General features: G+C 73.6%; 11 protein-coding genes. 8 read left to right on the top strand and 3 right to left on the bottom strand.

What is annotated here, in order from left to right; genetic code table 11:
• Nucleotides 1-3 precede the first annotated feature (3 nt).
• Together HNR10_RS14945 and HNR10_RS14940 are read right to left on the bottom strand one after the other, a co-directional pair.
• Nucleotides 4-867, bottom strand: a complete 864-nt coding sequence (locus tag HNR10_RS14945; protein WP_376769757.1) for an ABC transporter permease — start codon at nucleotides 865-867, stop codon at nucleotides 4-6.
• Nucleotides 860-1,660, bottom strand: a complete 801-nt coding sequence (locus HNR10_RS14940; RefSeq protein ID WP_179824100.1) for an ABC transporter permease — start codon at nucleotides 1,658-1,660, stop codon at nucleotides 860-862. The genes HNR10_RS14945 and HNR10_RS14940 overlap by 8 nt, the downstream gene beginning before the upstream one ends.
• 265 nt (nucleotides 1,661-1,925) lie before the next feature.
• Here HNR10_RS14940 and HNR10_RS14935 point away from each other — a divergent pair, with 265 nt between their 5' ends.
• Together HNR10_RS14935 and HNR10_RS14930 are read left to right on the top strand one after the other, a co-directional pair.
• Entirely contained in the window at nucleotides 1,926-2,711 is a 786-nt protein-coding gene (locus HNR10_RS14935; protein WP_312889271.1) for an SDR family oxidoreductase, read from the top strand.
• 152 nt (nucleotides 2,712-2,863) lie between these two features.
• On the top strand, nucleotides 2,864-4,057 hold the full coding sequence (locus tag HNR10_RS14930; RefSeq protein ID WP_246406244.1) for a DUF418 domain-containing protein: 1,194 nt from the start codon (nucleotides 2,864-2,866) through the stop codon (nucleotides 4,055-4,057).
• Here the strand turns inward: HNR10_RS14930 and HNR10_RS14925 are convergent.
• Nucleotides 3,996-5,042 (bottom strand): hypothetical protein, encoded by a 1,047-nt coding sequence (locus HNR10_RS14925; RefSeq protein ID WP_179824099.1) that lies wholly within the window; start codon nucleotides 5,040-5,042, stop codon nucleotides 3,996-3,998. The two genes, HNR10_RS14930 and HNR10_RS14925, sit on opposite strands and share 62 nt — an antisense overlap.
• Nucleotides 5,043-5,108: 66 nt before the next feature.
• On the opposite strand from HNR10_RS14925, the gene HNR10_RS14920 reads away from it, so the two are divergent.
• The 6 genes from HNR10_RS14920 to HNR10_RS14895 all read left to right on the top strand — a co-directional run bounded on the left by HNR10_RS14920 (nucleotide 5,109) and on the right by HNR10_RS14895 (nucleotide 13,542).
• Nucleotides 5,109-5,783: a TetR/AcrR family transcriptional regulator gene (locus HNR10_RS14920; RefSeq protein WP_179824098.1), complete on the top strand. Its 675-nt coding sequence runs from the start codon at nucleotides 5,109-5,111 to the stop codon at nucleotides 5,781-5,783.
• 78 nt (nucleotides 5,784-5,861) lie between these two features.
• Nucleotides 5,862-6,779 (top strand): ACT domain-containing protein, encoded by a 918-nt coding sequence (locus tag HNR10_RS14915; RefSeq protein ID WP_179824097.1) that lies wholly within the window; start codon nucleotides 5,862-5,864, stop codon nucleotides 6,777-6,779.
• 117 nt (nucleotides 6,780-6,896) lie between these two features.
• A complete protein-coding gene (locus HNR10_RS14910) occupies nucleotides 6,897-8,615 on the top strand; it encodes a choice-of-anchor I family protein (protein WP_179824096.1) in 1,719 nt (572 codons plus the stop codon).
• Nucleotides 8,616-8,726: 111 nt separating this feature from the next.
• Entirely contained in the window at nucleotides 8,727-9,461 is a 735-nt protein-coding gene (locus HNR10_RS14905; protein WP_179824095.1) for a L,D-transpeptidase family protein, read from the top strand.
• 681 nt (nucleotides 9,462-10,142) lie between these two features.
• Nucleotides 10,143-10,556 (top strand): hypothetical protein, encoded by a 414-nt coding sequence (locus HNR10_RS14900; RefSeq protein ID WP_179824094.1) that lies wholly within the window; start codon nucleotides 10,143-10,145, stop codon nucleotides 10,554-10,556.
• Nucleotides 10,557-10,566: 10 nt separating this feature from the next.
• Nucleotides 10,567-13,542: a DEAD/DEAH box helicase family protein gene (locus tag HNR10_RS14895; protein WP_179824092.1), complete on the top strand. Its 2,976-nt coding sequence runs from the start codon at nucleotides 10,567-10,569 to the stop codon at nucleotides 13,540-13,542.
• Nucleotides 13,543-13,576: the final 34 nt, after the last annotated feature.

Genomic DNA, 13,576 nt, shown 5'->3' with positions numbered 1-13,576 from the left:
CGGTCAGCTCCCGGTGGATCGGTAGTGGCGCAGCCCGAACCGCCACGTGGCGGCGGCCAGGGCGCACAGCGAGACGGCGACGAGGGGGGTGGCCAGGCGCAGGGCGTCCGGCAGGCCGGTGGGGTCGGGGCGGCCGAGCAGGTAGAGGGCCGGCTGCCAGCTGACGAAGGCCAGCGGCACGGCGAACGTCGCGGCGCGCACGACCCCGCGTGCGTAGACCGACAGCGGGTACTCCACCAGCGCCTGGCCGCCGTAGGTCACCGAATTGGCCGCCTCCCGGGCGTCGGGGAGGAAGAACTGCAGGCACGCGCCGATCACCCAGATCGCGCAGGCGATCGCGGTCCCCGACACCACGACCACGGGCAGTGCCAGCACCCGCCCGGGGGTCCAGTCGATGTCGGCGGCGGCCAGCGCGTAGACCGTGACGGCGGCGGCGGGCAGGATGCGGCCCAGGCGGCGGGGCGCGAAGCGGTCGGTGGCCATCTGCACCAGCGGGGAGACGGGCCGGACCAGCATCGCGTCGAGGGTGCCCGTGCGGATGTGCTGCCCCAGGCTCTCGACCGAGCCCATGAGCATGTTGGCGCAGCCGAACGCCGTGGTGGCCAGTCCGGAGATGAGCAGCCCCTCGTGCACGTCGAACCCGGCCAGCCGTCCGGCGTGCGTGTACACGACGAGGACGGCGCCGATCTCCGCGATCGCGCCCAGGGACGTCGCCAGGCTCATCAGGACGAGCGACGCCGGGTACTGCGCCATGGCCCGGCACCACGTCCACGCCAGCCGGAGGTAGGTGCGCACGGGGGTGCCCGACGGGTCCTGTCCGGGGCGGTCCGCCCGGCCGCCGCGCACGCGTCCGAGGAGGTCAACCACCCTGGACCACCACCCTGCCGGTCGCTCGGGAGGTGGCCCACGCGGCGAACGCGAACAGGGCCAGGGCCCATCCGGCCTGGATCGCGAGGCCGCTCAGGACGGTGCCGCCGGGGAGGGTGTCCTTGCCCAGGAAGACCTCCGCGGGCAGCTGCACGATGGACGCCCACGGCAGGAGGCGCAGCACGTCGCCCACGCCCGCGGGGAACAGGGGCAGCGGCAGCAGCATGCCAGCGGCGATCGGACCCAGGAACCCGGCCACCGTCTGGATGCCGCGGGTGTCCATCAGCCAGAACCCGGCCAGCTCGTACAGGTAGCGCAGCGCGAAGGAGACGAGCGTGGCCAGCGCGACCGACACCGCCACCGCCGCCCACCGCCACGGATCGGTCGGGAGGAGCAGGTCGAACAGGAGCGCCCCGACGACGAACGTGGGGACGCCGCGGAACACCAGGTTGAAGGCGGCACGGCCGAGGTCGTCGGCCAGCCACCACCCCAGCAGCGAGACCGGCCGCAACAGGTCGGTGGCCACGGCGCCGCTGCGCACGCGCTCGCCGAGCTCCAGGGGCGGGCCCATGATCGCGACCACCGCGATCAGCCCCTGGGCCACGAAGACCTGTGTCACCGCGTCGTCGGCGTCGTAGCCGTTGATCTCCGGGCTGGCGGTGAAGAGGGCGAGCAGCACCATCGCGTTGATGACACCGAAGACGCTGTTGGTGAGCAGTCCCGCGGCCACGGCCGCGCGGTAGGTGGAATAGCGGCGCAGCCCTCGGGCGGCCACCGCGCAGTAGACACGCACGAGCGCGTACTCCCTGGCAGATCGAGACCGTGCAGAAGATGAACGACCGGTCTCGGCGCAGGGGCGGGGGGACCTGGGGACAGGACCGCCCCCGGAGGAGACACGGGGGTCCGGCACGTCCCTGATGCAGACACAGGTCCGGGTCGCCGCGAGGAAGTGACGCTAGCAGATCCGGGGACCGGTACGGGCCCGTGCGCCCGGCGGGCGGTAACGTTCCACGACGACCGCTCGGGGCCGCGACCGGGCCGGAGCGGTGAGGACGCTGGTGGACGAGGGGGGACCGCGGGTGGCGCAGGAGAGGACGGGGACGGCCGGACGGGGCGTCGTGGTGGTCACGGGCGCCGGGTCGGGACTGGGGCGGGCCATCGCCGCCCGGCTGCTCGACGACGGGTACGCGGTGGTGCTGGCGGGCCGCCGGCGCGCCGCCCTGGAGGAGACCGCCGACGGGCACCCCCGCGCCGTGGTGGCGGAGGCCGACGTGACCCGCGCCGACTCCGTGCGCGCGCTGTTCGCGCTGGTGAGGGAGCGGTTCGGCCGCGTCGACGTGCTGGTGAACAACGCCGGGGTGTTCGGGCCGAGCGCCGCCGTCGACGCGGTCTCCGACGAGGACTGGCAGAGCGTCCTGGCCACGAACGTCACGGGGTCGATGTACTGCGCGCGCGAGGCGGCCCGCCTGATGAAGGAGCAGGACCCCCGCGGCGGCCGGATCATCAACAACGGGTCGGTGTCGGCGCACGTGCCGCGCCCGTCGAGCGTCGCCTACACGGTGAGCAAGCACGCCGTCTCCGGGCTGACCGCGTCCATGAACCTCGACCTGCGGGGCCACGGGATCGCCTGCACGCAGATCGACGTGGGCAACGCGGCGACGGCGATGGTGTCGGGGTTCGGGGCCGGTGCCGTCCAGCCCGACGGGTCGGTGCGCGCCGAGCCCGTGATCGATCCCGCGCACGTGGCCTCGACCATCGCGCACGTCGTCTCGCTGCCGCCGGAGGTGTCCGTGCCGCAGGTGACGGTGATGGCACGGGAGATGCCCTACGCCGGACGGGGGTAGCGCGCGCCGCGGACTCGCGGGACTCGCGGCACGGGTCGTGCGGGCGGGCGGATCTGGCCGTTCGGATGGCCGATCGGACGATCCGCCGGGGCGGTGGTCCGCACCAGGGTGGGAGTGGACCAGTGCGACCCCGCTCCGAGAGGACACCGCCGATGAACGCCCCGACCGGCCCGTCGCCCACGGACCGAAAGGACCGTAAACTCGCGCCCGACCTGGCCAGGGGCGCGATGCTGCTGCTCATCGCCATGGCCTACGCGAGCGTGTACGCCGGGGGAGGGTTCGGCACGGACGTGTCGGGCGAGGCCCTCCCGGATCGGGTCGCGGCCTTCGCGACCACCCTGTTCCTGGACAACCGGGCCTTCCCGATGTTCGCGATCCTGTTCGGCTACGGGATGGCCTGGATGGTCGCCCGCCAGACGGCGCGCGGCACGGCCGACGCCGAGGTCCGGCGACTGCTGCGGCGGCGCGGCCTCTTCCTGCTGCTGTTCGGGTTCGCGCACGCCGTGCTGGTGTTCCCGGGCGAGATCCTCGCCTCCTACGGGCTGGCGGCGCTGGTCACCGGGTGGCTGCTGCTGCGCCCGAACGGGGTGGTCGTCCGCGCGGCGGTGGTGCTCGCCGTGTTCTACGCCCTCGCGGTGCCCGCGGCGATGGTCGGGATGGCCGCCGGGTCCGCCGGCGGTTCCGAGGACTGGGGGCTCCCGGGGTACCTGACCCTCGCGGACTGGGGCACGCGGCTGGTCGCGGCGCCGTTCTCGCCGCTGTTCATCGCGGTGGCCTACCCGCTGCTGCTCCTGGTGGTCCTCGGCTACCTGGCGGGCCGGGCCGGGCTGCTGGACGACCCGGTCGCGCACCGCGCGCTACTGACCCGGATCGCGGTGGGCGGTGTGGCGGTCTCGCTCGCGGGCGCGCTGCCCTCGGCGCTGGTCGCCGTGGGCGTGATGGACGCGGGCGGGCTCACGGCCGGCCTCTTCATGGGACTCCAGGTGCTGACCGGCGTGTGCGGCGGAGCCGGCTACGCGGCGCTGTTCACGCTGTGGAGCATCCGGCTCGACCGCACCGGCGGGAGGGTGACCCGCGCGGTCGCGGCGATGGGCCGACGGTCCCTGACCTTCTACCTCCTGAACTCCGTCCTCGTGGCGGTCGCCCTCCACCCCGAGCTGATGGGGCTGGGGACCCGGGTGGGCGGTGCCGGAGCCCTCGCCGTGGCGGCGCTCGCCTGGTGCGCGAGCCTGGCGCTCGCGGCGTGGTCGGAGCGGGCGGGGCGTCCGGGGCCCATGGACGCGCTCATGCGGCGACTCGTGCACGGTGGTGGCCCCAGGCCACGAGAGCCACGACCAGCAGCGTGAAGAAGCCGTTGCTGCCGTACTTGGCCAGCGGGGAGACGGGGTCGCCGAGCGGTGTCGTGGCGAAGGAGAACGCCGCCGTGACGAGCAGGGGAGCGCCCGCCACCAGGACCACGTGCCGCCCGGACCAGCCCTCGCGCCGCGACGCGGTGAACAGCAGGACGGCGAGCGCGGCCAGAAGCGCGGCCTCGGCCGCCACGCCCGGCCAGGTCTGGGGCAGGAAGACGTTCACCGTCATGGCGGCCAGGACGGCCGCGCCGACCGCCCAGGGGGACGGCGCGCGGCCACGGTTGCCCCGCACGCGGGCGGTGTCCCCTGGGACGGAGACGCCGCCCGCGGCCCTGCGGGGCAGGGCGAAGGCGGCCACGACCAGGGCCGCGGCGACGGCGGCGGCTCCGACGAGCTGTCCGGGGGCGGCCACGAACCCCTCGGTGTCCAGATGGTCGTCGAGGACGAGCAGCGCCGCCGCCGCGTAGAGCACGGCCAGGACGGACGTGCCGAACCATCCCAGCCACGGCCGACGGGCCAGGTCCCGGGGTGCCAGGGCCTCCACCAGGGCGATCGGCGCGGCGAAGCTCCAGACCATGTGCCCGAACAGGAAGGTCAGGGCCAGTTCGGCGCTGACCCCGGTCCCCGGCACGAGCGTGGACGCGCGCATGTCGTCCCAGTAGGCGATGTCGCGGTAGGCCGGGTTGAACAGGCTCTGGTCGACGAGACCCGACTGGACGACGCCCATGGCCAGGGCCAGCAGCAGGACGGTCGGCCAGCCACGGCCGGTCCGGCGCGCGGCCTCGCGGATCAGGACGGCGACCGCGCCGTAGAGCGGAGCGAGGAAGAGCAGGCCGCCGAGGAGGACGAGGGGGCGTCCGGCATTGCCGTCGTAGCCGCTCAGGTATTCCGCGCAGACCGGGGAGAGGACGAGGAGACCGAGCACCGGGGCGAGGCGGCGGAGGAGGCGCGGACGGGCGGGAACCGGTGTCGTGACCATGCCGGCGACATTAGCAGAGTGTCTGCTCTATTAATAGCTCGGTTCCGCGCCGGTATCCTGCGCGGGATGCGTACCGTCAACCCCGAACAGCACGCCCGCAGGCGCGCCGCCATCCTGGCCGCCGCCGCTCAGGAGTTCGCGGAGAAGGGGGTCGACGGCACCTCCACCGCGAGCATCTGCCGCCGCGCGGGGATCGGTTCGGGGACGCTCTTCCACTACTTCCCGACCAAGCGCGAGATCTTCCACGCCCTGTTCGCCGACGACCTGGCCGAGAGCGGGCGCGCCCGTGCGCGGGCCCTGGCGGCGGACGACCCGCGCGAGGGGCTGGACGCGCTCGTCGGCGACCTCGTCGCGGACGCCGACGACCCGCTCGTGCCCGGGCTGATGGCGGCCGCCCTGTTCGAGGTCAACCGGGACGAGGAGTTCGCGCGACTGCTCCAGGCCGACGAGAACCGCACTGTCGAGGCCCTCACGGAACTGCTCCGCGCTCTGGCCGACCAGGGGCGTCCGCCGGTCTTCCCGCCGGAGCGGACCGCCCGCTGGATCCAGCACCTGGTCGACGCCGTGTTCTTCGGCGCGGGCGACGAGGACTTCGACGCCGACCGTGCCCGCGCGGAGCTGCGCGTCGTGGTCGCCTGGCTGGTCGACGGCGGAGAAGTCGGCGGCGGTCGGTCCGGCGGGGCGGAAGCCGGCGGCGGGGGTCCCGGCGGGGCGGACGCACGTGGCGACCGCGCTCCGTGACCAGCGTCACGCTCCGTTGTTACGGGCCCGTCACAGAGTGAAGGACGCCCGCAACGTCGGCTTGGCACTGTCGTGGACATGGACGCTTCCGAAGGTTACGGAACCGACGACCACACCCGCCCCGGCTTCCTCGGCCGTGAGGCGATGGACCTGGGGATCCTCCTGCTCGCGGCCGGAGCGGCGCACGTCGTGGTGCTCTCCCTCGGGCACAGCGACGGCGGGGTCCGCGCACTGATCGCCGTGGGCGCCCTGCTGCTCGCGGTGTCCGGCCTCCACCGGTGGCACCGCCAGCGTGCCGCTCGCCCGTCCCGGCGGCGGACCCGGCAGGGTGAACCGTCCGGGCCCTCCGGATCGGCGGGGGCGACGGGAGCCTCCGGACCGGCGGGGGCGGCGAAGCCGAACACGTCCGCCGACCCGCGCCCCGTCCCCCTGCACGACCACGCCGACGACCGGTTGTGGAGTGTCCGGGTGACCGTCGCCGACGTCCCCGGCGGTCTGGCCGCGCTCACCTCCCGGTTCGCCGCGCTCGGGATCGACATCCGGCTCATGCAGGTCCACCCGGGCGGGCCCGAGGCCATAGACGAGTTCTTCGTCAACGCCCCCGCCCGGGTGGGCGAGCGCGACCTGTACAACGCCGTGCAGGGGGCGGGCGTCCGGGACGTGATCGTGCGCCCGGCCGACGTCCACGAGCTCAGCGACACCACGAGCCGCACACTCGCGCTGGTCAGCGCTCTGATCACCGGTGCCACGACCCTGGAGCGGTCGCTGGTGGCGCTGTCGGCGGCGCAGGACGTCCGGCACCTGGCGCGCCCGCCGGAGGGCATGGGGCGGGAGGACCTGTCGGGCACCACCATGACGCTCCCGGCGCCCGACGGCGGGGTCCTCGTCGTGCGCCGCGCGGGGGAGGTCGCGGTCCCGTTCACCGCCCTGGAGTTCGCCCGCTGCCGTGCCCTGGTGCAGGTGGCGCTGTCCCTGCGAGCGGAGGCGCGCCGCTGAACGGCGCCCCCTTCACCTGGCGGCAGGCCCGCCGTCACCCGGTGTTCGCGACCTCCTGGTTGGCTTCGGCGCGGGCGTGATCGCGCCCTGATCCCCCGAAGCCACCAGGAAGCACCCATGCGCAAGACCATGGCGGTCACGGCCGCCGTCGCCGTCACCCTCACCGGGGCCGTGCCGGCCGCCCACGCCGACCCCGGGCACGGGCGCGGACGCGGACCCGTCGGTATCGAACTGTCCGTGCTCGGCACCCACCACTCCGACGTGTTCGACGCCTCCGCGGCGGAGATCGTCGCCCACGACCCGATCACCCAGCGCCTCTTCGTGGTCAGTGCCGCGTCGGCCACCGTCGAGGTGCTGGACGTCTCCGACCCCGAGGCACCGGCCGCACTCTTCGCCCTGGAGACCGCCGGTGCGAGGGCGGCCGACGGGTCGACGGTCGGCGAGGGCGCCGTCGCCAACTCCGTGGCGGTCCACGGCGGCGTCGTGGCGGTCGCGGTGGAGTCCGCGGACAAGACCGAGCCCGGCTGGGTGGTCTTCTTCGACACCGAGGGCTCCGTCCTCAACGCGCTCCGGGTCGGCGCCCTGCCGGACATGGCGACCTTCGGCCCCGGCGGCGACACCCTCCTGGTGGCCAACGAGGGCGAGCCCAACGACGACTACACCGTCGACCCGGAGGGTTCGGTGAGCGTCGTGCGCATGTCCGGCGCCCCCGAGGACCTGACCCAGGACGACGTCGCCACGGCCGGCTTCCGCGCCTGGGACGGCGACCGCGAACTCCACCCCGACGTGCGCGTCCACGGGCCCGACCTGTCCACCGGGGAGCCGGGCACCCCGGGCCGGGTGGCGCGCAACCTTGAACCGGAGTACGTCTCCGCCGTGGACGGCGGCACCGCCTACGTCGTGCTCCAGGAGGCCAACGCCTTCGCCGTCCTGGACGTGGAGTCCGCGACGTTCACCGACATCGTGCCGTTCGGGGCCAAGGACCACCTGGAGCCGGGCCACGGGCTCGACGCCTCCAACCGGGACGACGGGATCCGCGTCGAGAACTGGCCGGTCCTGGGCCTGTACCAGCCCGACGGGTTCGACACCTACTCCTGGCGGGGCCGCACGCTGCTCGTCACGGCGAACGAGGGGGACTCACGCGACTGGGACGGGTACTCCGGGGAGTCGCGGGTGGCCGACATGACCGAGGACACCCCGTTGTGCGAGGACTCCCCGCGGCTGGCGGGCTTCCTGGAGGACAACGACCTGGGGATCGGCACGGCCGCGGAGCTGACGGACGAGGCCAACCTCGGCCGGCTGACCGTGTCCGTCGAGGACGGCCTGCGCGCGGACGGCAGCTGCTACGAGGACCTGTACGCCTACGGCGGCCGCTCCTTCTCCGTCTGGACGGCCGACGGCGAGCGGCTCTTCGACTCCGGGTCGGACTTCGAGCGGATCGTCGCGGAGGCCGAGCCGGAGTTCTTCAACTCCGACAACGACGAGCACTCCTTCGACGCGCGCAGTGACGACAAGGGCCCCGAGCCCGAGGCCGTCGTGGTGGGCCGGGTGTCCGGCCGCACCTACGCCTTCGTGGGGCTGGAGCGCGTGGGCGGGGTGATGGTCTACGACATCACCGACCCCCGGTCGGCGTCGTTCGTGCAGTACCTCAACAACCGCGACTTCGCCGCGGAGCCCGGCACGCGTGGGGCGGGCGACCTCGGCCCGGAGGGCATGGCCTTCATCGAGGCGGGCGACTCCCCGATTCCGGGCGTCCCGGTCCTGGCGGTCGCCCACGAGGTGAGCGGAACGACGACCCTGTTCCGCGTCGACCGGGTGGTGCCCGGCCGCGGCTGACGCCGTCCCGGTCGTCGCCGACCTCCATCGACGGCGGGGGGTGTCCCCACCCTTCGTCCACAGAAGTGGACGAAGGGTGGGGAAGGCCGTCCGGGTGGGTAAAGGAGACGTATGGTAACCCCCTTGTCACTCCCTCATCGGTTCCGAGCGCGCCTCCCCGCCCGCGCCGCGATCACGGCCGCGCTGATGGCGTTCGCGCTGGTCGCGGCGCTCACCGCCACGGCACGGCCCGCCGCGGCGGTCGCCCCACCGGAGCTGCGCCGGGGTTCCTCCGGGCCGGCGGTGTCCGAGGTCCAGGAGCGCCTGGCCGAGCTCGACTACTGGATCGACGGCGTGGACGGCGAGTTCGGCTTCCACACGGCCCAGGCGGTGACGGCGCTGCAGAAGGCGGCCGGCATCGACCGCGACGGCATCGTCGGCCCGGAGACCCGGGCGGCGCTCGACGAGGGCGTGCGGCCCTCCGCCACCTCCACATCGGGTGACGTCCTGGAGATCGATCTGGAGCGCCAGCTCCTGCTGGTGGTCTCCGGCGGCGAGGTCGAACGCGTGCTCAACACCTCCACCGGGTCGGGCCGGCCCTACGAGGGCTCCGACGGCAGCGAGCGGATCGCCACCACGCCGACCGGCACCTACTCCGTCTTCCGCGAGGTCGACGCGTGGGACCCGGGCCCCTACGGCGCCCTGTACAGACCCAAGTACTTCAACGGCGGCATCGCCGTGCACGGCTACCCCAGCGTGCCTCCGCAGCCCGCCTCGCACGGCTGCGCCCGGGTGAGCATGGCCGCGATGGACTGGTTGTGGGAGAGCGGGAACATGGAGGTGTACACCACCGTCGTCGTCCGCTGACCCCGGCCCGCCGGGCCCCGGCGGTACTCGCGGACCACGCCCGGCCTCCCGCCGCGCCGCGTGCTCCGCGGCGTCCGCGCGCGCCGATGTCGTGCGCAGGCGCCGCAGGGAGAGCGGTGCGGCCACCGCGAAGACCGCTGCGGCGACGAGCGCCCAGGCCGACCAGAAGAGCAGCCGGGGCAGGAGGCGGGCGGCGGTCGGGGCGGACACCGCCAGCGGCCCCTGGGCCGGGGCGGCGGCGAGCAGCGGCAGGGTGGGGGAGTTTCGGTCGACCCCAATATGGATAAATGGATGTGATAAAAAGAGGCGAGTCATCTGCGGCCCCTCTTTTACCAGGCGCAACAGCAAGGAATCTATGCGTCGTAATGAGGACGTATTCACTAAGCTTCGAGATCACCTTTGATGCGTTTTCTCAGGAATAATCCCGAGCGTTCACGGAGGTGTGTCCGCGTCACACCCGAGGGTGTCGCACGCCTCTACACCGCCCACGCCAGGGGCGCTTTCGTGTGTCGGCTTCTTCCGGTAGATTTCCCGGTAGCCGATCAGTCGGAGTTATCTCGGCAACACCCCTCCTCTGGCCGTCGGTGTTCTCCCGCACCCTTGTTCGCGTATGCGCCGTTCGCGCGTGCGCAGCGACGAACACGCACGATCCTGGTCGAATCCCCATCCCGCGGAGACTCATTGAGTACGACGGCCGTTCTCGAACCGACCGGTCCCAACGCCTCCCTGCGCGCCATCGGCTGGCTGGACCGCCTGCTGTCCACGCCGGTCGACACCACCGTCGAGCGGATCGGCCTGCTCCGCGACCTGGCCGGCTACGAGGAGCGTCCCGATCCCCGCGACGCCCGCAGCACCGAGGCCTTCCTGCTGACCATGCGCCGGTACCTCGTCTGGGCGGGCGACTGGTCCTACCTGGAACTGGAGTACCTGTGCGGCGGTGCCGTCAAGGCGGCCACCTTCCAGGAGGTGCTCGAAGGCACCGAGCTGCCCAAGTACGTGTTCCTGATGGCCTTCGTGACCGCCTGCGCCGGCGAGGACGAGGGCGAGCGCCGTCGCTGGGTCGACGCCTGGCGCGGACTCCGCCGCTCGCCCTAGAGTCGGGCGCATGCCCGAAACCCCCCACGGGGAAGCGACCGTCCCGGCCGGGACGGACGCCCCGGAATCGTCGGTGTTCGCGGCGGCCTCCTGGCCGGGCGAGTTCCGGTCCTACCAGAACGACGCGCTGAGCGAGGTCGACTCACGCTGGGCCGACGGCTACCGGCGCACCTGGGTCGTGCTGCCGCCGGGCGCCGGAAAGACCCTCGTCGGGCTGGAAGCAGCCCGCCGCCTCGGCCGCCGCACCGTCGTCTTCGCCCCCAACATCGCCATCCAGGGCCAGTGGACCACCCACTGGGAGGCCTACGACCGGCCGGACGGCGGCACGGCCGGAACCGAACGGGGCCTGGCGGACGACGTCAACGTGCTGACCTACCAGTCGCTCGCCGTCTTCGACCCCGAGGCCGAGACCGACGGGAGCGGGTCGGTCCGCGACCGCCTGCACGCCAACGGCCAGGCCCTGGTGGCGGCCCTCCACGACGCGGGTCCGCTCACCGTGATCCTCGACGAGTGCCACCACCTCCTCCAGGTGTGGGGCCGCCTGCTCGCCGAGATCCTGGACGAGCTTCCCGACGCCCACGTCATCGGTCTGACCGGAACACCCGCCGCGAGCCTGACCAGAACCGAGAAGAAGCTGGTGGAGCGCCTCTTCGGAGAGCCGATCACCGGCGCGTCCGTCCCCGCGCTCGTCCGCGACGGGTACCTGGCCCCGTTCGCGGAACTGGCCTACGTCACCACGCCCAACGCGCTGGAGCGCGAGTACCTCGCCGAGCAGGGGCTCCGGTTCACCGAGATGTGCACGGAGCTGCTCACCCCCGGGTTCGCCGAAACCGACTTCCTGCCGTGGATCGACGTGCGTTTCGTCCACCGCTTCACCGCCGGGCGTGACAGGGCCGACTGGAACCGGCTGGCGAGCGAGCGCCCCGACGAGGCCGACGCGGTCCTGCGGCTCCACCACGCAGGGCTCTGCGCGCTCCCCAAGGGCGCCCGCCTCGCGGAACGGCACCGCCACGCGCCGGACACCGACGACTGGGCGGCGCTCATCAGGGACTACGAACGGCACTGCCTCGACCCCGACACCGAGCGGAACAAGGCCGCGCGGCAGAGCATCCGGGCCGCCCTGCCGACGGTCGGGTACCAGCTCACCCGGCGGGGCATCCGGGCCACCACCTCGCCCGTCGACCGCGTCCTCGCCCGCAGCGCCGCCAAGTCCCAGGCCACCGTGGAGATCGTGGACACCGAATCGGACGCGCTCGGCGACCGGCTGCGCGCCCTGGTCCTGTGCGACCAGGAGCGCGCCCGCACACCGAGGGCCCTGCGCAGTGTCCTCGCGGAGGACGCCGGGTCGGCGTGGCTCCAACTGGCCCTGCTCGTGGAGGACCCGCGCACCGCCTTCCTCAATCCCGTCATGATCACCGGGAGCACCGTGGCGACCAGTCCGTGGACCAGCGACGCCCTCATCGGCTTCGTCCTCGCCGAGCACCCCGACCTCGACCTGACCGTCCGCGAGGTGGACGGGCTCCACGTCATCGAGGGGACGTGGCCGCCCCGCACACGCGTCGGACTGGTGACCCGCTTCCTCGACTGGGCCGGCTGCCGGGTGCTGGTCGGGACCAGGGCGCTCCTCGGCGAGGGGTGGGACGCCCGGGGGATCAACGTGGTCGTGGACCTGACGACCTCTACCACGGCGACGGCGGTCGTACAGGGACGGGGGAGGGCCCTGCGGCTGGACCCGTCGTGGCCGGAGAAGACCGCGCACACCTGGACGGTCGTGTGCGTGAGCCATGACCATCCCAAGGGCGACGCGGACTGGAAGCGGTTCGTCCGCAAACACGAGGGCTACCTGGCCCTGGGCACCGACGGTGCGGTGGTGAGCGGGGTGGCGCACGTCGACGCCCGCCTCTCCCCGTACGAGCCGCCGCCGGAGGGGGAGACGGACGCGGTCAACGCGCGCATGCTCATCCGGGCGCGTGCCCGCGAGGAGACCCGCGAGCAGTGGCGGCTGGGGGAGCCGTACGAGGACACGCTGACCGCCGCGCTGCGGGTCTGGGGCCGGTCGGCGCCCTCCGGACACGGCGGGGCTTCTGCGCTCGGCGGCGCTTCTGCGCATGGAGGGCTCTCCGTGCTCGGCGGTGCGCCTGCGGACGGTGGGGCCTCTGCACGGAGCGGGACCTCCGTGCTCCGCTCGCCGCCGGCCGTCCTGCCCGCCGCCGCGGGCGTGGCCCGGGCGAGGGCTCACAAGGAGCCGGAGCGCGCCCTTCGGCCGAAGCACGCCGCCGCGGTCGTCCGGTCGCTTTCCGTGGTCGCCGGCTTCGTGTTGGGCGCGTCCCTCGGCCCGTTGCAGCTCGCGGTGGTGACGGCTCTGGCGTGCGTGGCCGCCTCGGAACTGGTGGCGGCCGCGGTCGAGCGCAGGGCGAAGGTACGCGAGGCCCGCCACCTGATCGAACAAGCTCGGGAACCCGTCGGACTCGACCGCTACGCGTACGCCGTCGCCGACGCGCTCCTGATCGCCGGACACTCCGGGGTCGGGGCCCAGGGGGTGCGGATCCACGTGGACACGGCCGGGGTGCACCAGTGCACGCTGGTCGGCACGGGCCCCGAGGCCGCCGAGAAGTTCGCGGTCGCCCTGGAAGAGGTGCTCAACCCGACCGTCGGCAACGAGCGGGTCGTGACCACCGGGTACGACCGCCGGTTCCTGGCGACCCGGTACGAGTTCCCCGCGCCCGGTTCGGCGCGGGAGGAGAACGAGCGCGCCCGCGCCCAGGCCCGGGGCCGCCCCCTGCCGAACCGACGCGTCCACCACGCGGTCCCGTACGTGTTCGAGCGCCGACGGCTGGGGCCCCGGGACTTCGAGCGGGCCTGGAACAGGTGGGTGGGCCCGGAACCCCTCCTCGACCTGCACACGATCGAGGCCGGTGACGCCCACGCCGAGTACCAGGAGTCGGTCGCCGAGGTGACCACCGGGTTCGGGCTCATCTGGAGCTGACCCCGGGGGCCGGGAAGGACACGGCGGGACCGCG

Origin of the sequence: Nocardiopsis aegyptia, from assembly GCF_013410755.1 — a bacterium.
In the GTDB taxonomy this organism is placed as follows: Bacteria; Actinomycetota; Actinomycetes; order Streptosporangiales; family Streptosporangiaceae; genus Nocardiopsis; species Nocardiopsis aegyptia.
The sequence above is the reverse complement of the archived record's forward strand: the minus strand, read 5'-3'. Positions and strand labels throughout refer to the sequence as shown.